At 47.2% G+C, this 19,938-nt stretch carries 18 protein-coding genes, 1 tRNA gene and 1 riboswitch; of the genes, 4 read left to right on the top strand and 15 right to left on the bottom strand.

Annotation, left to right across the window (positions count from 1 at the left end):
* Positions 1 to 21: 21 nt before the first annotated feature.
* From JOD02_RS07225 to JOD02_RS07210, 4 genes are all read right to left on the bottom strand, one after another.
* Positions 22 to 594, bottom strand: coding sequence for an RNA polymerase sigma factor (locus JOD02_RS07225; protein WP_204488281.1), 573 nt, complete (start codon positions 592 to 594; stop codon positions 22 to 24).
* A gap of 184 nt (positions 595 to 778) precedes the next feature.
* Complete coding sequence (locus JOD02_RS07220; protein ID WP_204488279.1) at positions 779 to 1,144, bottom strand: hypothetical protein; 366 nt, start codon at positions 1,142 to 1,144, stop codon at positions 779 to 781.
* 156 nt (positions 1,145 to 1,300) lie between these two features.
* Positions 1,301 to 2,491, bottom strand: a complete 1,191-nt coding sequence (gene metK / locus JOD02_RS07215; protein ID WP_204488277.1) for a methionine adenosyltransferase — start codon at positions 2,489 to 2,491, stop codon at positions 1,301 to 1,303.
* 185 nt (positions 2,492 to 2,676) lie between these two features.
* A tRNA-Tyr gene (locus tag JOD02_RS07210) sits at positions 2,677 to 2,761 on the bottom strand.
* A gap of 158 nt (positions 2,762 to 2,919) precedes the next feature.
* Here JOD02_RS07210 and murC point away from each other — a divergent pair.
* Positions 2,920 to 4,311 (top strand): UDP-N-acetylmuramate--L-alanine ligase, encoded by a 1,392-nt coding sequence (gene murC, locus JOD02_RS07205; RefSeq protein ID WP_204488275.1) that lies wholly within the window; start codon positions 2,920 to 2,922, stop codon positions 4,309 to 4,311.
* Positions 4,312 to 4,544: 233 nt separating this feature from the next.
* Here the strand turns inward: murC and JOD02_RS07200 are convergent, their stop codons facing one another.
* A complete protein-coding gene (locus JOD02_RS07200; protein ID WP_204488273.1) occupies positions 4,545 to 6,215 on the bottom strand; it encodes a formate--tetrahydrofolate ligase in 1,671 nt (556 codons plus the stop codon).
* Between the two features lie 372 nt (positions 6,216 to 6,587).
* Here JOD02_RS07200 and JOD02_RS11645 point away from each other — a divergent pair, with 372 nt between their 5' ends.
* Both JOD02_RS11645 and JOD02_RS07195 read left to right on the top strand, forming a co-directional pair.
* Entirely contained in the window at positions 6,588 to 6,722 is a 135-nt protein-coding gene (locus tag JOD02_RS11645; RefSeq protein WP_279380668.1) for a hypothetical protein, read from the top strand.
* A 30-nt stretch (positions 6,723 to 6,752) separates the two neighbouring features.
* Positions 6,753 to 7,082 (top strand): cell wall hydrolase, encoded by a 330-nt coding sequence (locus JOD02_RS07195; protein WP_341534561.1) that lies wholly within the window; start codon positions 6,753 to 6,755, stop codon positions 7,080 to 7,082.
* A gap of 164 nt (positions 7,083 to 7,246) precedes the next feature.
* Here JOD02_RS07195 and JOD02_RS11640 read toward each other — a convergent pair whose 3' ends face one another.
* The 4 genes from JOD02_RS11640 to JOD02_RS07180 all read right to left on the bottom strand — a co-directional run bounded on the left by JOD02_RS11640 (position 7,247) and on the right by JOD02_RS07180 (position 11,935).
* A complete protein-coding gene (locus JOD02_RS11640; protein ID WP_279380667.1) occupies positions 7,247 to 7,378 on the bottom strand; it encodes a hypothetical protein in 132 nt (43 codons plus the stop codon).
* Positions 7,379 to 7,564: 186 nt separating this feature from the next.
* On the bottom strand, positions 7,565 to 9,232 hold the full coding sequence (locus JOD02_RS07190) for an ATP-binding protein (protein WP_204488269.1): 1,668 nt from the start codon (positions 9,230 to 9,232) through the stop codon (positions 7,565 to 7,567).
* Complete coding sequence (locus tag JOD02_RS07185; RefSeq protein ID WP_243426394.1) at positions 9,222 to 10,553, bottom strand: amidohydrolase; 1,332 nt, start codon at positions 10,551 to 10,553, stop codon at positions 9,222 to 9,224. Before JOD02_RS07185 ends, JOD02_RS07190 begins: the two co-directional genes overlap by 11 nt.
* Before the next feature lie 140 nt (positions 10,554 to 10,693).
* Positions 10,694 to 11,935 (bottom strand): adenosylhomocysteinase, encoded by a 1,242-nt coding sequence (locus JOD02_RS07180; RefSeq protein WP_204488267.1) that lies wholly within the window; start codon positions 11,933 to 11,935, stop codon positions 10,694 to 10,696.
* Positions 11,936 to 12,192: 257 nt separating this feature from the next.
* Between JOD02_RS07180 and JOD02_RS07175 the strand changes: the two genes are divergently transcribed.
* Entirely contained in the window at positions 12,193 to 12,486 is a 294-nt protein-coding gene (locus JOD02_RS07175) for a hypothetical protein (RefSeq protein ID WP_204488265.1), read from the top strand.
* 277 nt (positions 12,487 to 12,763) lie between these two features.
* On the opposite strand, the gene thiT is transcribed toward JOD02_RS07175, so the two are convergent.
* The 6 genes from thiT to JOD02_RS07145 all read right to left on the bottom strand — a co-directional run bounded on the left by thiT (position 12,764) and on the right by JOD02_RS07145 (position 19,898).
* Positions 12,764 to 13,321, bottom strand: a complete 558-nt coding sequence (gene thiT / locus JOD02_RS07170; RefSeq protein WP_204488263.1) for an energy-coupled thiamine transporter ThiT — start codon at positions 13,319 to 13,321, stop codon at positions 12,764 to 12,766.
* 65 nt (positions 13,322 to 13,386) lie between these two features.
* Positions 13,387 to 13,496: riboswitch (TPP riboswitch) on the bottom strand.
* Positions 13,497 to 13,643: 147 nt separating this feature from the next.
* Positions 13,644 to 14,987: a magnesium transporter gene (mgtE, locus tag JOD02_RS07165; RefSeq protein ID WP_207754247.1), complete on the bottom strand. Its 1,344-nt coding sequence runs from the start codon at positions 14,985 to 14,987 to the stop codon at positions 13,644 to 13,646.
* 617 nt (positions 14,988 to 15,604) lie between these two features.
* Complete coding sequence (locus tag JOD02_RS07160) at positions 15,605 to 16,537, bottom strand: hypothetical protein (protein ID WP_204488261.1); 933 nt, start codon at positions 16,535 to 16,537, stop codon at positions 15,605 to 15,607.
* A 197-nt stretch (positions 16,538 to 16,734) separates the two neighbouring features.
* Positions 16,735 to 17,715, bottom strand: a complete 981-nt coding sequence (locus JOD02_RS07155; RefSeq protein ID WP_204488260.1) for an SPL family radical SAM protein — start codon at positions 17,713 to 17,715, stop codon at positions 16,735 to 16,737.
* Positions 17,708 to 18,571, bottom strand: coding sequence for a 5'-methylthioadenosine/S-adenosylhomocysteine nucleosidase family protein (locus tag JOD02_RS07150; protein WP_204488258.1), 864 nt, complete (start codon positions 18,569 to 18,571; stop codon positions 17,708 to 17,710). The genes JOD02_RS07155 and JOD02_RS07150 overlap by 8 nt, the downstream gene beginning before the upstream one ends.
* A 112-nt stretch (positions 18,572 to 18,683) precedes the next feature.
* A complete protein-coding gene (locus JOD02_RS07145) occupies positions 18,684 to 19,898 on the bottom strand; it encodes an endonuclease Q family protein (protein ID WP_204488257.1) in 1,215 nt (404 codons plus the stop codon).
* Positions 19,899 to 19,938: the final 40 nt, after the last annotated feature.

The raw sequence follows: 19,938 nt of genomic DNA, 5'->3' as shown, positions 1-19,938 counted from the left end.
GCCTCTGAGAGACACATCATCCTAAACTTTGTCCAGATGTTCTCGCAGCGATTTTAAAGCCCTGTCCTTTAGCCTGAGCACCGATTTGTAATGGCTGTTCCTCAGCCTGGCTATGTCCTTATACTTCAATCCATAAAAGAAGTGCATGAGTATAATGCCCTTCTGTTTAGGCGACAGCTTGCCTATGGCGCTGTACAGCCGCCTTATTTCGCCGGATTTCTCCACCGCTTCCTCCACATTACCCTGAGGGTCCACAATTAAATCGCTTAAGGTACAGGTGTCTCCATCATGCCCTTCAATCTCCTTATCCAGCGAGATGGCTGAAACCCTTTGTCTGGCAGCATTCATTAGACTAAAATACATCCTCTTTTTTACGTACACCAGGAAGGGTACACCCCTTGAAGGGTCAAAATCCCTCAAACATTCAAGGACCACAAGGCAAGCCTCTTGATAAAGGTCCTCCCATTCATGCCCGGCTCCACATCGCCTTATGGCCGAGCAGACCAATGGCCTCAGCCTATTGATGACCTCTTGAATAGCAGCCCTTTCATTGGACTTGGCTTTTTCTACCAGCTCCTTAAACAAGTATTCCAACGCAATACGCCCTCCTTAAGCGAGGGCCGGCCCTGCATTTTTCAGCTGTACAGCTTCACAATACATGATAACCCAGGTATAAAAGACACCAAAAAGCCGGGGAATAACCTCCCCGGCATCAAATTAATTGGTTATTTTATCCATTAATTTAAAAACATGGGCCTGTATCTTGAATAAAACCCCATCAGGAATCGTGTATCAACCTGTTCAAATAACCACACAGCTCTCCCGGTTTCAGGAATTTTATACAGGGGTACTGTTTGGAAAGGCTCTCCATAACCTTTGGCGTATCATCGCACGAACCCACATCCACCAGCACGATGTTAATCAGCGAATCCTCATTTCCATCCACCGCCGTTTTAAACATAAACCCCCTCACAATGCCTTCTATGACATCCTCCTGATTTTGCGCCGTTATAACCACATTGAAACTCCCTTTTTTATTACCCAAAGCCATTGATATGTCCCGCAGTACCAACACCACGAAGCATATAAACCCGAATATGGCAAACACCCACAGGGCAATGGCAAGGTATGTATCAAGGTACATCACTACTCCCCCTCTGCGGCATAATATAATCCACCCACGCATTCATAATATGTTGCCGGGCTTTAAAGGGTGAGCATATAGATATAAATAAAAAGCCCCAATCTGGTTTTCAGACTGGGACTTTTATTGCAAGCTCACTCACATCAATTATCTGACTTATCTTCCAAAAGCCTGCTCCCTTAAAATCTCGGCCTTGTCCGTCTTCTCCCACGGCAGGTCTAAATCAGTACGCCCAAAATGTCCGTAAGCAGCCGTCTGTTTGTAAATGGGCCTTCTCAAATTGAGGTCCCTTATGATAGCACCGGGCCTTAGGTCAAAGTTCTTGTTTATAAGCTCCAGTATGAGCTCCTCGGGCACCTTCGCCGTACCAAAGGTATCAACGCTGATGGACACCGGTCTGGCCACGCCTATGGCATAAGCCACCGCTACCTCGCACTTGTCAGCTAACCCGGCTGCAACTATGTTTTTGGCCACGTACCGCGCTGCGTAGCTGGCAGAACGGTCGACTTTAGTGGGGTCTTTGCCTGAGAAGGCACCGCCGCCGTGGCGTGCATAGCCACCATAGGTGTCCACTATGATCTTTCGACCGGTAAGCCCTGAATCGCCTTGAGGTCCCCCCACCACAAACCGGCCGGTAGGATTGATAAGGTAACGTGTTTTGTCATCCAAAAGCTCGGGGGGAATAACGGCCTTTATGACCTTTTCGATTACATCCCTTTCGATGGTGGAGTGGTCGACGTCGGGGCTGTGCTGCGTTGAGACGACGACGGTATGTACACGCACCGGCTTGTCCCCTTCATACTCCACCGTAACTTGGGATTTCCCATCGGGCCTTAAATACTCCAGCGTACCGTCCTTGCGCACCTGGGCCAATCTCCTGGTAATCTTATGGGCCAGCGAAATCGGAAGAGGCATGAGCTCAGGTGTCTCGTTACAGGCAAACCCAAACATCATGCCCTGGTCGCCTGCACCAATGGCCTCTATATCGTCCTCCATCTCGTGCATCTTGGCTTCAAGAGCTTTGTTTACCCCCATTGCGATGTCTGGCGACTGCTCATCTATAGAGGTGATAACCGCACAGGTATCTGCATCAAATCCAAATTTTGCCCTCGTGTATCCTATCTCACGAACAGTATCGCGCACAATACTTGGGATGTCCACATAACACTCAGTGGTGATCTCCCCCATTACCAGCACAAGGCCTGTGGTCACAGCCGTTTCGCACGCAACTCTGGCATATGGGTCCTTGGCCAAAATGGCATCCAGCACGGCGTCAGAGATCTGGTCACATATCTTGTCGGGATGCCCCTCGGTAACAGATTCTGACGTAAACAACCTTCTCCTCATTTGCTCGCCTCCTCACACGGTAAAAATACTTGTTAAATCGTGAAAATTCTTTATTTTACAATGGATTTAAGTATAGCATACCCCCATCAAAAAATCAATAAAACACAGGAGCAAAATCTTCCCTTAAAAATTGAAAAAATATCAAAAAGGGTGGCTGACACAGATATATCAACCACCCTTTCCCTTGGTGGAGGGGGATGGATTCGAACCACCGAAGGCTGCGCCAACAGATTTACAGTCTGCCCCCTTTGGCCACTCGGGCACCCCTCCATGTCGAAAATTACAATCATACATCTCAATTGCAGTATATAATTATATGATAAGAACCCCATAAAGTCAACCTTTATTTTTAAAATCCAGCGGTTGATTAACCTTAATCCCAGCGGTTATAATAGGAAATAACCCTTAAATTCAAGGAGTGTGTAACAATGCAGATGGTTCACATAGATGATTTAAAAGGATGTCACGTTCACTTTGTGGGTATAGGCGGCATCAGCATGAGTGGCCTAGCTGAGATACTGCTCAAGCGCGGATATACAGTCAGCGGCTCGGATTTAAAGGATTCGCACATCATACAAAGGCTTAATGAAAAAGGCGCCAGAATATATATAGGGCATAGTCCCTCAAATGTTGAGGGCGCCCACCTGGTAGTGCACACCGCAGCCGTCAAGGCTGACAACCCAGAAATACAGGAAGCTTATAAGAGAAGCATCCCCGTAATCGACAGGGCTACGCTGCTGGGCCAAATCATGGAATCCTACCCCTATTCCATAGGGGTATCGGGCAGCCATGGAAAGACTACCACCACATCCATGCTTTCGACCATTTTACTTCATGCAAACCTGGACCCAACTATACTTGTAGGGGGAGAGCTGGATACAATAGGAGGCAATGTACGCATAGGCAGCAGCCCCTACTTTATAACTGAAGCCTGTGAATACGTGGAGAGCTTTCTCCACTTCAAACCGTACATAGCCATCATACTGAATATAGACGCCGACCACCTGGACTACTTTAGAGACATAAACCACATATACCAGGCATTCAGTAAGTTTGCACAGCTGGTACCACAGGATGGTTATGTGGTGGGCTGTGCCGACGACCCGCTGGTGAAAAAACTGCTTTCGGAAGTCAAAGGCAATGTCATAAGCTATGGGATAAATGGTCCATCAGACTGGCAAGCCTGTGATATATATTACAAAGACCTAGGCACAGCATCTTTCAAAGCATACTACAAAGGAAAATATATGGGCGATATAAGCCTGGCCGTGCCCGGTAAGCACAACGTGTACAATGCCTTGGCATCGGCAGCTGCTGCCCATGTATTGGGCGTACCGTTTGAAATAATACAGGATGCCCTGAAAACCTACCGGGGGACACACCGCCGCCTGGAATTTAAGGGCAAGATGGGCGAAGTCACTATAATAGACGATTACGCCCATCACCCCACTGAAATAAAGGCTACCTTGGAGACAGTTAAAAATTATCCTCACAATAGGATATGGTGCGTATTCCAACCCCACACATACAGCCGTACCAAAAAGCTATTTAATGAATTTGTGCAGGCTTTCAAGCAGGCCGACCTGCTTATAATAACCGATATCTACGCGGCGCGGGAAAAGGACACAGGTGAGGTCCACTCCCGCAACCTTGCACAGGCCATTTCCCAGGCTGGCCAACCGTGCATATACATGCAGTCTTTCGATGAAATAGCAAACTACTTAAAAGAAAACGCCAGCCCAGGAGATATAGTGATCACCATGGGAGCAGGAGATGTTTATCGTATCGGGGATATGCTAGTGACGTCCTTTCCTCAATGAATTGAGGGATATCCTCAAGCGGATGCACACATAAGGTTACCCTCGTGCTTCGGCTCGGCGACGCCGTGCCATCCCAGGTGGTATGACACAACCGCGGGCCGCGCCACACGGCCACTACTCCCCTTCACGGGAGATACCTTGTATGCCTTCTCGTAGATGTTCAACGCACCGTTTACGACCGACTGCGCCCTCCACTCGCAGGAAGATACATACAGGCCCCGGTGTATGCATTCCTAAAACAACCCCACTATAGTACCATCGGGCATTATGTCCATGTTTTCAGCAGCCGGATTTTTGGGCAACCCGGGCATAGTCATCATGGACCCGGTCAATACTACCACGAACCCTGCACCGGCCGATACCTTGACCTCGCGAACGTTTAGCTTCCAGCCCCTGGGCGCCCCTTTCAATGCCGGGTCATCCGAAAACGACATCTGCGTCTTGGCTATGCATACCGGAAGGTTGCCATACCCCAATTGTTTCAAGGTATCTATGGAGCGTTTGGCTTCCCGACTGTATATAACCCCATCCGCTCTGTAAACCCGACAGGCAATGGCTTCGATCTTTTCCTCAATTGATGCTTCAAGGTCATAAAGCGGCCTGAAATTGTTGGGCTCATGCATTGCCTCCAGCAACGCATAAGCAAGTTCAATACCCCCCTCACCACCGCGGGTCACCACTTCAGAAACCGCCATTTTCACACCTATTCTCGCACAATGCTCTTTAAGAAACTCTATTTCGGAGTAGGTATCGCTGGGAAACCTGTTTAATGCCACCACGACCGGCAGCCCAAAAACGTTTTTGACGTTATCTATGTGTTGATTGAGGTTAGCCAAACCCCTTTCGAGTGCTGCTAGATCCTCCTGATTTAAACCAGACAAAGGGAGACCGCCATGAAACTTAAGAGCACGGATTGTGGCTACCAGCACCACCACATCTGGCCTTATATTCGCAGTCCTGTAGACTATATCGAAGAACTTCTCGGCACCCAAGTCGGCCGCAAACCCACCCTCGGTAACGACGTAATCAGCCAGCTTCAAAGCCATGCGCGTAGCCATGATGGAGTTGTTGCCATGGGCGATGTTGGCAAATGGGCCTCCATGGATAAAAGCGGGCTGGCCTTCCAATGTCTGGACTATATTGGGCTTTATGGCATCTTTAAGCAATATAGCCATGGCGCCCACGGCTTTCAAATCCCTTGCATACACCGGCTGCCCATCATAGGTGTAAGCCACAACCATCTCCCCTAACCGTCTTTTTAAATCCTCCATGTCGGAAGCCAAACACAATATGGCCATAATCTCCGAGGCAGCCGTGATCTCAAAACCCGATTCCATGGGGATGCCGTTGGCTTTTCCTCCCAAGCCGGTAATTATGCTGCGCAACTGCCTGTCGTTCATATCCATAACCCGTTTCCATACCACTCGAGTAGGGTCAATTTTGAGGTCATTGCCCTTCACGATGTGGTTGTCGATCATGGCAGCCAATAAATTATGGGCTGACCCTACGGCGTGTATGTCGCCAGTGAAATGGAGGTTTATGTCCTCCATGGGCAGCACCTGAGAATAACCGCCGCCGGTTGCACCGCCCTTCATGCCGAACACCGGCCCGAGGGAAGGCTCCCTCAAGCACAAAGCCACCTTTTTGCCAAGTTTGCCCAGCGCCTGGGTAATACCCACGGCCGTTGTGGTCTTGCCCTCACCTGCAGGAGTGGGGGTAATGGCAGTGACGTATATGAGCTTGCCATTTGGCTTGTCCTTGATCCTATCCCATACCGCCAAGCTGACCTTGGCCTTGTATTTGCCATACAGCTCCAAGTCGTCCTCATAAAGCCCAATCTGAGCCGCTATATCAACTATGGGCCTGAGCTTTGCCTTTTGTGCAATCTCAATATCACTCAACATTATGTACGCATTTCCCCTTTCTTTTGTTATTTGTTGTTTCATCCGTTTGATCATTTAAACAAAATATGCAGCAATTGCTCTAATCTTTAATGCAATCTTTTCAAAATAAACTCTCTCTACAAATTTACACAACAAAAACTACATCATCGTAGAGCAGGATTAGCGTTTTATAAGGTTTTAACCTGTTTAAAAAAGCGTTTGCAAAAAACAGCTTTAATAACGGTTTCTGATTACATATAGAAATAATATAACATATCATGTAACATAATAAAAGGGGTATTATGACTGAACAAAAATACAACCTTAACCTTATATTTCAAGGCATATTAAAATCACAAATAACGCATACTTAAATATGAGGAGGGAACAGCCATGAAAAAGGCTTTAGCCCTCGCGCTTGCAATAGCCTGCTTCACGATACCCACCCGGATAGCGGCACAAACCAATTCAAACTACCAGGAAACTATAAACGAATATGTAAACGAGATATGCGCTATCACCCATTGAAAGCCAGAAGAGGTTCACCTGTTGGCCAGAGTGATAAACGCCGAAGCAAGAGGGGAACCATACCCAGGTAAGGTAGCAGTAGCCGCTGTAATAATGAATAGGCTAAAATCCCCTCTCTTCCCCAAAACTTTAAAAGAGGTCATAATGCAGCCCCACGCCTTTACATGCGTCCAGGACGGACAGATTTATCTCCCCCCTGATGAGGAATGCTATCAAGCCGCCCTGGATGCAGTAATGGGGCATGACCCAACAGGTGGATGCCTCTTTTACTATAACCCGAAGACCGCTACCTCTCGATGGATGAAAGAACGCAAAGCCGTAAGCAGCGTCGTTATAGGCAACCATGTATTCATGAAATGACCGGACAGAATCCGGTCATTTCATGTTTGGAGAAAGCCTGTCAAAAAAGCACAAAGCCATCCCCTTTTAAGAGATGGCTTTTTATAGTAGCGGTCAGCTTTCACTCGCCTGTACCGACACTTTACCATCTATATCCATTTGTTAAATAATTAATCCGGCATCAATCATATTAAAGACACCAGCTGGCTCAACAGGTCCATAAACAATATGGGGAATAATACGGCCAACATTAATATAATAGAAACTATGATTCCGGTAATTCCTCTCCCGATGTCACTCCTGAACAACCTGTACATGGGCCTCCCCCCTCTTTTTGGCTGTTTATATTATACCCCAAATATATTGCAAAATTTTTACATAACTTTTATAAAACCTTTAATAAGCATAAAACAAAGTATTACATGCCATATTCACAGCACCACAATTCTCCCTGTCAATGGGCGGGAAACCCAATAAAGGTCATTAAAATCATAATCTCTTATCTAGAGCAATGTATCGCTCAGCTTTGCTTCAAGATAATCTATAAACTGGCGAGCTGTACGGCCCGAACGACCGTTGTACCTCTTTTCCCAGCGAAGAGCCTCTTCCCTTAAGGCATCAACATCCATCTCAATCCCGCGACTTGCAGCAAGCCGTTCAACCATCTCCAGGTACGTCCTTTGGTTGGGAGCGATAAACGTCAGCGTTATGCCAAATCTATCCGACAGCGACAGCTTCTCCTGCATCGAATCGAGAGGCGAGATTTCGTCATCCTGGCCTGGATAAGTACCAATCCTATCATGATGGTATTCTCTTACAAGATGCCTGCGATTAGAGGTGGCGTACACCACCACATTGGCGGGTCTGGCCTTAAGCCCTCCTTCAAGCAGCGCTTTGATATGTTTGTATTCCACCTCACCTTCCTCGAACGACAGGTCATCTACAAACAGTATAAATTTCTGCTTGCGCCCTTCAAAATTTTCCAGTATCTGATAATAATCCCTTAAGCAGTCCTTGGGTACCTCTACAATCCTCAAACCCTGGTCAGCATATCTATGCACCAGCGCTTTGACCAAGGATGACTTGCCGGTGCCTTTATCGCCATAGAGCAACACGTTGTTGGCTTTGTAACCCTTAAGCAGCAGTTCGGTATTCTCGATGAGTTTTGCCTTTTGCTCCTCGTAACCCACCAGCTGGTCCAAAGTGATAGGATCCACAGCAGCAATTCCCTTAAGGCGTCCCCTGCCTTCCACTCGCTCCCACCTGAAGCCCTTGAATATCCCAAACATGCCAGAGCCGTTGCGGTAGAAATGATGTGCCAGCTCTTGTACCCCCCAGTTTACCACACGGTAATAGGGCACTGGGCGGGTTACACCCCCGCACGCAACCAAGGAATCCATCGCTACGACCTCGCCTTCAAAGGCAGTGAATACCTTCACATCAAATATATTTGCCCAACCATCCATGTTGGTTTTATACCTTGCCAGGGTCAAAAGCCCATTCCAGTCCACCATGGCTATTTGCCTCAAATTCTCAAGTTCAAATTCCATGGCGCTCTTTAGCCATCCCGGCACCCCTTCAAAACCTGTATGTTCGGCAAAGCGGCTAAAGGGCGTCTCGTGGCTTAACATAACGTATCCCCAATAAGCCTTCCACAGAAAATCCCCCACCACATTCCCCTGCCCCTGCACAGTACTCATATGATTACTTCCACAACTACTGGTATCGTGTACATTGTTGCAGCAGCCCATATCCTGCACATCGTCTGTATGCTGCATTTTTCCACAGCTGCATAATATATCGCTTACCTCTGACTGATATACACTTCTCCCTGGTAGGTAAACACCATCATTATACAATAATGCTGCTTTTTCACCTAGTGAAAGGCTGCTTACAGTAGGTTCACCATTGTGCCATGAATGACCTCCACCGTATTGAATGATGCCGGTTTCCACCAAGGCGTTCATCATACAGTACACAAAACGATGATAGTCATCCCACAGCTGCCCAGCACAAACGCCATCGGTTACAAGACCGGCTACAAAATCCTTGAATGCTTGAACAACCGGCTCATTCTGCAGCTGCCTGTACAAGACCAGGCCCTTTAAAGCCCTGTCAACCTTCCTTGCCTCTTCTTCAAGGCGGCTTATTGCAACATTTTCATAGGACATCTTCGGTTCCCCCCATAACCCTGCACCTTATCTTTTCAACCTCGTAATACACCCTCTCTACGTCCATGCTGGTCAGTTGCCGTTTCCTCATCAATATTCTGCCGTTTACAATAACGGTATCAACGTCAGCATCGCGCCCGCTGTACACCAGATGGACAACTGGGTCAGCAGCAGGATGATAATACGGCGCATCGCACCTCACCAGTATTATATCGGCCTTCCTGCCTACCTCCAGTGAACCTATCTCGTGACCCCACCCTATAGCCTTTGCTCCGCCAAAGGTAGCCATTTTAAGGGCTTGTTTTGCTGGAATGACGGTCGGGTCTTCGTTTATACCCTTGCCCAGCAGGCTGGCAAAGGTCATCTCTCGCATGACGCTCAGGCTGTTGTTGCTTGCTGCGCTATCGGTACCCAGCCCCACGTTTATCCCTTTTTTAAGGAGCTTAGAAACTGGCGCTATGCCGCTACCCAGCTTTAAATTGCTGACAGGGCAGTGCGCCACCTGTACATCATACTCTTTAAGTATATCCATATCGTGCTGCGTGAGGTGGACGCAATGTGCAGCCAAAACTGGCAGATTGAAAAAGCCCATGCCCTCCAGGTATTCAACTGGAGTTTTGCCGTACTTTTTCAATGCCTCTTCGACTTCAGTACGGGTCTCAGCCAAATGGATGTGAAGCCCCACTCCCAGTTGCCCCGCCAAATCCATGCAACGCTTTAAGTAGTCACCATCACAGGTATATATGGCGTGTGGCCCCACCATAACCCTTATACGGCCTTCAGCCTCGCCATGCCATTCCTCCCACAGGCGACGGTTTTCGATAAGGCGCTGCTCCGACCTGGCGTCCGGTCCCTGCAAACCCCGTGCCAGCACAGCCCTAATCCCTGAATCCTTCACCGCCCTTGCGGTTTGATCCATGAACATATACATATCAGCAAAAGCGGTAACACCGCTCATGAGCATCTCAGCAATGGACAGCATGGACAGCCAGTAAGCGTCCCGCGACTGCAACCTATCCTCAAGGGGCCATATCCTTCGTGCCAGCCACTCCATAAGAGGAACATCGTTGGCATAACCCCGAAACAGGGACATGGCCGAATGGGTATGGGCATTGACAAACCCCGGCAAAGCCAACATCCCGCCGCCATCAATTACCTCATCCGGCACAAAACGCGCAGGAAGACCTTTTTCCCCTCCTACATATACAATTGTATCGCCCTCTATTCCAATGCAGCCATCAGGATATCGATTATCCTGATGGTCCATGGTGATTACATAAACGTTTCTTATGAGAACCTTCATAAGGCGCCGGCGCAGCATACCCCATCTCCAGACAGGATATCACAGATACGCCCATTGCCTCCTTTCGCTCATTATACGATTTTCACCCCTGGTTTCACACATTGAGCCCATTTCACCCTTCGAAAACGCCTACTTCAAGACTGCATTCGTGTGCAAATTCAATAAGACGCAAGATAGCGCTCCTGCTCAGGAGTCAAGGAATCTATGTTAATGCCCATAGTCTGAAGCTTCATCCGCGCCACCTTGTAATCGATATCCCTTGGTACGCTGTACACTTTGGGTACCAGCTTATGGCCGTTTTCAACCAAATAATGCACACACAGGGCCTGCAGCGCAAAGCTCATATCCATAATTTCTGCAGGATGGCCATCGCCAGCTGCCAGATTGACCAACCTTCCCTGGGCCAAAAGATTCAGCACCCGCCCGTCCTTCATCACATAGCCCTCGACATTGTGGCGCATCTCCCGCTTTTCCACCGCCAGTGCCTCCAGATCAGGCTTGCATATCTCTACATCGAAATGCCCTGCATTGGCCAAAAGCACCCCATCCTTCATCCTTTCAAAATGCTCTCGCCTTATGACCTTGGTACAACCGGTGGTGGTTATGAATATATCGCCAATCTCCGCAGCCTCAAGCATGGTCATCACCCTGAAACCATCCATGGCAGCCTCTAAGGCCTTTATCGGGTCCACCTCGGTTACAATCACGTTTGCACCAAGGCCCCTTGCCTTCATGGCCACCCCTTTCCCGCACCAACCATACCCTGCCACCACCACGTTCTTGCCTGCAATGATGAGGTTTGTGGTGCGCATGATACCATCCCATACCGATTGCCCTGTACCATACCGGTTATCAAAGAGGTATTTACAGTAGGCATCGTTTACGGCAATCATGGGAAACTTAAGCTTTCCTTCCCGTTCCCTGGCCCGCAGCCTGAGAACCCCGGTAGTTGTCTCCTCACAGCCGCCTATCACCCTGTCACACAATTCCTGGTGCGATGAGTGCAGCATAGCCACCAGGTCTCCTCCATCATCGATGATGATATCCGGCCCTATGTCCAAGGTCCTGCTTAAGTGCTCTCTATATTCCTCTTCGGTAGCGCCGTGCCATGCATGAACTGTAAGCCCGGCTTTTACCAGCGCTGCCGCCACAGCATCCTGTGTGGACAGTGGGTTGCTCCCCGTCACGGCAACTTCTGCTCCTCCTGCTGCCAAAACGAGGCACAGGTAAGCCGTTTTAGCCTCCAAATGTATCGATACCGCAATTTTCTTGCCTCTAAAAGGTTTCGTGTCGGCAAACTCCTTTTCCAGCTGGTTAAGCAAAGGCATGTAGCGCCTAACCCACTCAATTCTTCTTTGTCCTTCATCCGCCAGAGTTATATCCCTAATAGTGCTGGCCATAAAAAAGTGCCTCCCCTTATTGATTTCAGCAAATACAATATAACCATATTTTAGCACATTGTCACAAAAAAGTATTGTTAAATTCTAAACTTATGACAATCCTTACCCCTTTTATCGGTTTTATGGGCGTGCTATAATTAATATAGCATCCCGTTTGCCGCTGCACTATATCTACAACACATATTTGCATATATATTATACCGTATTCCTTAGCGTTTTACTTCAACGGGAGTAAAAACGTATAAGGAGGAGTGGATATGGGGGCCCAGTATGTAAAGGAGTTTAACGCCGATTTAGGGGAACTTTCATTACTCGCAGGCGGCAAACACTGGAAGAGATTTCATGCCAGCAAAATAATCAAATTTCAACGCACCAGCGGTATAAAAAAAGTACTATTTTTCTCCAAGCCAGTTGAAAGGATAGAGGTTTACGTTCAAGGAGAAGATGCTCCTTACATCATCGAAAAAGGCGTAGTAAAAGATGATTTCCAGTGGATCGTCGACGTGCTTAAGAGGTTTGCAGAGAAGAACAAGGTGCCATTCAACGAGTAAAGTCCAGGTTAAACACCTGGACTTTATGTTTTACTCTGTAATTTTTATTAAACCTCATTAGTGACGTCCTCACCTCAATGAATTGAGGGACATCCTCAAGCAGATGCACACAGAGGTTTATCCTCCTAAATATTTTTCAACACTTTATGACTTTATGATAGGTGAACGCATATTTTTTATTCTCATTTTTTTATTATCATCAAATTACCACATACTATTCTAGGAACTTCTCTGGTATAATCTCATTTGCGGTGGGGTATTTTTTCATCCCTATACGTCATGTGGTATAACCGCTAGATGAACCTGTATTCATATAGAGGTGGGGTTTTATAGCCTTGCATAGAAGTCCTACAATTACCATGGAAATTATAAGCTCGGGAAGCAGGTAAGAGCCATTGTAGATTATTGAGTATACCCATGGGCTTTGCCCTTCTGGGGCATAGCTTGCAAACACCACTACTCCAGATATGACATGGCATATGAATCTTCCTAGTACCCCCATAAACACGCCGGCCATCACGCCAACCATACCCTTGTGCCTCAGCACGCCTGCCAAGCCAAGGCAACCAAAGGCTATAACGTAATCAAACAGTATGGACACTATATGGAAGCTATATTTTTTCCCCAGGATAAACTGCAGAATTCCATAAACCATACCGGCCAAGAGCCCTCTAGGAGTACCCCACCTCAAGGCAAAGATAAATATGGGTATCATCGAACCTGCCGTGACAGAACCACCCTGTGGCATCTCAAATAGTACGACATAGCTTAATACCTGCGCCAGAGCTATCATAACCCCGGCTTCCACCAGCATCCTGGTGTTACTTCTTTGCATATTACCATCTCCTCCCTTTTACGGGGAGAAAAAAAGACTACATGCCAAACCATAGGGCACGTAGTCCCCTTCCACAATTCGTTCCCTACGCTGGCATTACCCAGGTCAGGTTCAGCGGGTCGGAGTCACACAACTCCCTCTCAGCCGAATTGCTTCAGCTCCCCGTTTGATATTGAATTTTCTTGCCTATGATAATAACACTCTATATGAATTGTTGTCAATATTATGATTATCTCATTATCCACAGCCCATCCACAACTTATAATTGAGGAGTATACCCAAACATACATATACAGGCTACCATTATCTTGCGCTCAATTCTCTACACATTTATATGCAATATCCAAACCGCTAAAGTAAAGTATATTGTAAGGGAAATAGCGTCGGCAATGGTGGTGATCAAGGGACTAGCCATAACGGTAGGATCCACCCCTACCTTATCAGCAATCATTGGCAGCACCCCACCAATAATTTTAGCAATTATAACGACAAACACCAAAGTAAGGGATATTGTTATTGCAATACTAAAGCTATAGCCTTCAATAAAATATACCCTCAGGAAGTTAATCAAAGCCAACGCCAACCCAGCCAATGTACCAATCTGCATCTCTTTCCATATAACCTTTAGGATATCCCTAAACTCCAGTTCCCCCAGGACAAGGCTTCGTATCACCGTAGTCGAAGACTGTGACCCGGCATTGCCGGCAGTATCCATGAGCATCGGTATAAAGGCAGCCAAAGCCACCACTGCTTCCAATGCCACCTCGTACTTTCGTATTATATACCCACTGACAGTGGCAGAAATCATCAATATAAGCAGCCATAATAGCCTTTTGCGCGCTATCATAAACGGTGTAGCATCCAGGTATTCCTCCTCTGTAGGCTGAATGGCAGCCATGCGCTGAATATCTTCTGTGGTTTCTTCCTCAATTACGTCCACGATATCATCTATGGTGATTATACCGACAAGCCTCTTTTCCTGGTCCACTACCGGCACAGCCAAAAGGTCGTATTTCTTAAACACCTCAGCAACTTCTTCCTGGTCGTCATAGGTATCAACATATATCACATCTTTCTTCATTATATCTTCAACCTTGGTATCTGGAGAGGCCAAAACCAGGTCCTTTAAAGAGACTATACCTTCCAGCTTGCGCCGGGCATCGGTGACATAACAGGTATAGATTATTTCCCTGTCCCGACCGACTCTGCGAATCTTATCCAAAGCCTCAGCTACCGTCATCTCCTTCTTAAGGTCAACAAACTCAATGGTCATCAAGCTGCCAGCCGAATTCTCGGGATACTGCAAAAATTGATTGATCAGCTTGCGCTCGGCTTCAGATGTATTCCTCAGTATCCTCTTGACCACATTAGCCGGCATCTCTTCCAGGAAGTCGATCTTATCGTCAAAAAACAGGTCGTTTACAATCTCACTAAGCTCATTTTCATCTATCATCATGGATATTTCGCCTTGACGTTCAGAAGAAAGATAAGAAAAAACGTCGGCTGCTATCTCCTTGGGCAGCAACCTAAACAAAATAATGGCGTTTTTGGTATCCAGCTCATCGACAATCTCGGCTATGTCTTGTATCTGCATATTCTTTATCTTTTCTTTAAGCTCACTATACCTCTTTTGGCTGATCAGTTGCTTGATGTCATCGATAGCCATACCATTACCTCCTTTACGCTATATGATTTTGAAAGCACAATTAACCATCAAAGCTGTCCCATTTGAAGGCTATCCTTACTCTTCCCCATCTACTGCCTCGTGTTTTCCATTCATAAAGCCCCAACTTGATTCACAAACTTATTATTCCTAACATTTTCAAAACCATATAGCTCGGTAGGCAACGTATGGCCGCGACAATGGCGAAAAGCCTTCAATGCCAAAGTATGTTTAATTTTTAATTAAATGGAAAACAGAGGCAGTAGAACGCACCACCCCCTTATTTTCTATGTCATTAATACTCTTAGGTAAACTACTAGGGCCGGCGTCCATTCTACCACCTCCGCAATGCATCAAAATTTGTAAACTTTACGCGAATAGAATAACACATACCTGTCAAAAATTCAAACATAAATTTTAAAATGCCAAATAAGAAAGCGGGCTGAGTTTTGAAAATCAGGCCCGCTTATGCAACAAGCATTATCACATATACACAGTGACATTTTCACCACAGGAAGACACTCCTGAAAAACAGGAGGTCAAACTGTCTAATTCCATTTATTATCGGCCATAAAAACCTCGAAATCCTCGGAATTTCATTATATAAGCAATTACCCATATTACTCGCAGCAGCTACAGCAACACACTATGTATCTCTTTACCACCTCGTCAATTTCTCGCTCGTCATTGGAAGGTGCCTTTACATCGCCGATGAGCTCCCATTCTTCAATATGAGACAGCGTATTGCCAGGCTCAACAAGGGTCATAGGCGACAAAGTCTCCATCTCAAGCATGAAATCAGTAGTATAAGTCTCATACGAAACGCCAAAATCAGGATACTTTTTGCCCATCTGGTGCACAAACCGCTTGATAAACAAATTGCCGTGGTTGAAATATGCCGCCCAGCCATCTTCATTGTTTATACCAAACTTAAAGGGATGTTTGGTGCCAGGGTCCTGCTGCAATACGATATACTTATCTCCCCAGTATACCCTATGGTCGTTCATTTTGGAATAGGGCCACAGCGCAACAACACGATTGCCCAAAAGACCGGTATCCCTCTGAGGCTGGGGTACCACCTCTTTACCGCCGGGTGCCATGACAGTCAAGGCCCATGCAGCAAACTCCACAGGCCATGCATTCCTGTTTGTCAGGCGATGGACTATCCTTACCCTGTCGCAGCAGGATGCCAAAGTGATCTCCATCTCCTTTTCGATCTGCACCCATGGCTCCACCTTTTGTTTGACTTTTACGCCGCTTTCGATCTCCTGCCACTCCACCGGCTGGTCATCGGGTACATAGGTACGGGGGTTGTTTTCAGGGCTGTGCCACAGCCTGTGTCCACCCTTTATCTTCCATACCCCTCCTACAGGCTCCAAAACCGGCTGTGACGCCTGAGGTGCCTCACACAGCTCATTTTCCCTGCCTACAAAACCAAACCTTATAATCCTAGGCCCCACATCGACCGTCACTAACAGGTCAACCGTCCCGTTGGAAATCTCGACGCACCTGCCAAACTCCCTGTAGCTCACCTCTTTAACTGTAACAGGCATAACTTGACTCACTCTCCTTTCTGAATTTTTGGTATTGGTTTTTAAAAGGCCACATATGGCTTTTTACAATGATATTAAATTCTTCACAAACAGTTGAAAATCCTGCTACAGCGAACTCTTAAATTTGATTTCACACCAAACTCTATTTGCAGAATGCTTGTTGAAAAGTAAATTAACAGCCTGCGCTACAACATTCCTCACCCATATATCTTTCCCTCTGGCAAATACCTTTTAAGGCCCTGATAAAAAAAGTCCCTGAGCTCCTTCTCATCTTCATACGTCACGACTTCCCCCTCACAGCATACCATGGGAAAAGCAAATACATCGGTATCGTTCCTCATCCTGCTAATTCTCTTGAAGTGCTCCTTGCTCATGCGGAAGACCCCTATGTTGGCATCAAAAATCTTTTCCGCCGGGAGTATGCTGAAAACCTCATCCAAAAACTCATTATATACATGTTGCCAGCTGTATACCTTGAGCAATGGTTCAAAACACAACCTCACCTGCCATCCGTCTTGCAGGGCAGCTTTTATAGCCGTCAGCCTGGTCTTCAAAGGAGGGGCCAGCCTCTCATAGCGCCGTGCAACCTCACCGGGCGACAGTGACCATGCCAGTATCACCTGCTCTGCCGGTTTCAGGTGGGCAATGGCGCTGTAATTGGCGCTCTTGGTCCTCAGCTCGATGACCAGGTCCTGCCTGGTAGCTGCAAACTCTATCCAGCGTGAAGCATAAGGAACAATCCCTTCCAAAGCCAGCAGGTCGGTATCATATGAAGGACACAGGTACAAAGGCCCGCTCTCAAGCTTTCTATCCACAGCCTTGAAAAAATCTTCTATGTTTACGAAAATTACAATGTTGGCTGAAGGGTAAAGCCCCTGCAAATAACAGTAATCGCAATCATAGATGCAGTTCAAAACTGGCGATGTGTAGTAAAAGTTTGGGTGTCCGAAATCCTCGCACACCTCGGGACCGGGGTACAGAAACGGCTCCTGCTTGACAGCTAGTATAAGCTTGGGTGAAGCCTTTTGGCGCCGGAAGTTTTGATGTGGCCTGTTGAATACATCCTTGTAGTGCCGTATCGCCACCCTTATGGACCGAGGAAAACGGCTCAAGACGTGCTGTGTCACAGGATAGGCTGTAGCGCCTTCCTCTATATATATGTGGGAAAATTTACTCATAAAGGAGCAACCTCCTGATCTTCTCAAGCGCCTTTCTTCCCTCAGCCTTGACCTTTACCTCTGTTCTAGCAAATTCAGAGAGGTCAGGGAGCGACCTACCGGTCCTGAGCTTATACCTCCTCGCCATATCCATAAGCTGGTGGCTCTGCGTCACCGTAAGCCGCAGGCTTTGCTTAACTTGACCCAGCTGAAGGCGCTCATCCGGCGTCAGCACATCGCTTTCCACCCTGCATACCTTTTGAACCTGCTTTAAAAGCTCGTCCATCGCCTCCAGCGCCCCAGTTATACACTGGGTAACACGCTGGCCATTAAAATCTACTACATCCAGATGATCCCCCACCACCTTTACAATGTATATCTGGTGTGGAGCCAAAAAGCGGGATGCAGCCTGAAAAAAACCTGATGCCTCCATATCCACCAGATTAGCCTGCAGCTCTACTCGACTACTTAAAACGTCCTCCCGCCTTACCACTTGGTTACATGTTTCGACACTTCCCTCTTCAAAAGGGTGCTGTATTAGAATATCAGGGAAATATTGCTTGCCGGTCTCGTGGTCTATGACCTTATATATGAGGACCGACGTTCCAATCGGATACCGCTGGTCCACTGCGCCACATACCCCTATATTGATAACAGCCAGGCTTTCCTCCTCTTTAGCTTCTTCATGCTTCATGTTTTGAGCAAGCAAGTAAGCGGTAGCCATTGCTGAAGCTAGCTTGCCCACGCCGCTCACTATGAGAACCATATTATCTGCCCTGTAAAGCGGAAAATGCCTGCATGCCTCATCTCGCTTAAGACCATATTTTTTTATAATAGGGCTGGCTTCATACGGCAAAGCGGTCACAACGTATATCATACAACATTTCCTTTCGGTTTTGAGTTGGTATTATCCCAATTCACGCGTTTAACCGGCCTATTAAAAATTTTAGCGCATGGCATCATGGATAATCACGCTTATTTTATCCTACCTAGTCCAAAACTTTCCCGTATATACCTCCGCCTCCATGGGCTATGGTCAAGCGCCCCTGACGCCCTTTTATTATCAGGTCAACAATTGTTTGCGGAACCACCCTAGCCAGGTCTTCCGGTTCAACCCTGTGAAGGATGTTCATTTCTGTGCCAAATGCAGCAAGCAGCCTGTCTATGGTCTTCGGTCCCACGCCGGGTAAAAAATTAAGTGGCACTTGATAATAATAGGGAGGACGTTTACTATCTAATGGCTTTTTGCCAAACCCGTCTTTCACATCATCCGGGCTGACATCTCGATTCTTGATGACCTCTATCCGGTCTCTGACCCCCACAACTACCCTGTGTACGGGGTCATTGGGACATTCAAGCACTGGTGGCGGTAGGTCGGTAATCTCCTTACACTGCAGGCAAAATGTTCTGTGGTACTTCCCCAGCTTGGGGTCAAGGCCGTAATTTGCCACTATGCTCCTGCCGTCCTGCCCTTTTAGGGCTTTAAGCACCTCCTCATAGTTCAAAGCAGCCAGCCTCATAACGTTGTACTCCCTACCCATATTGATCAATGAATGAGCATCCGAGTTACTGGTAAAGGCCTTATCATCAAGCTCGGAAAGCAAACTGGCCATGTAGGTATCGGCGCTCAACCCCAGCTCTATAGCAGGAATTTTGGCAAAGGAACTCTCATCAAAAACGGTGTGCATGCTATGGGTACAACTGCCGTAAAAGCTCTTGTGGGGCGTAAATGCATGTGCCGGCATATAAAACCCGCCCAGCCAATCCACTATATCGAAAAGCTGCTGACCTGACAGCCTACTCATGGTGGAATTCTCCATCAAACTGGGCATATAGCCCTCCATTATGCGAGAAAACTCCTTGACCTGCCAAAGGTAAGGAAAGAACACCACAGAATGGGCATGGCACCCACCCTTTTCCCGTGTTTCGAGCTCAGAGCCCAGGAGTATGACCAGGTCGTCACGGTATACCATGCCCCCTTGAGGCAATTCCTCAAGCTCGCCCTTCCCTAGCATGTCCTCTATGTCCTTTATAACCCAGGGGGAGACACAATCCACCACCCCTATGATGTTTATGCCCTTGCGGTACCGAGCCTCATAAGCGATGTTGGCAAAAGTCAGGTCGTTGGCAGTACCACGCTTTACCACTTTACCATTGGAAGCCCTTCCGATATGGACATGCAAATCCACAAAGCATTCCTTCATCCTATTGCTACTCCTTTTAGTAGACAGATACTTCAACTAT

Origin of the sequence: Caldicoprobacter guelmensis (genome assembly GCF_016908415.1) — a bacterium.
Lineage (GTDB): Bacteria > Bacillota > Clostridia > Caldicoprobacterales > Caldicoprobacteraceae > Caldicoprobacter > Caldicoprobacter guelmensis.
This window is presented reverse-complemented; position numbering and strand designations above follow the sequence as displayed.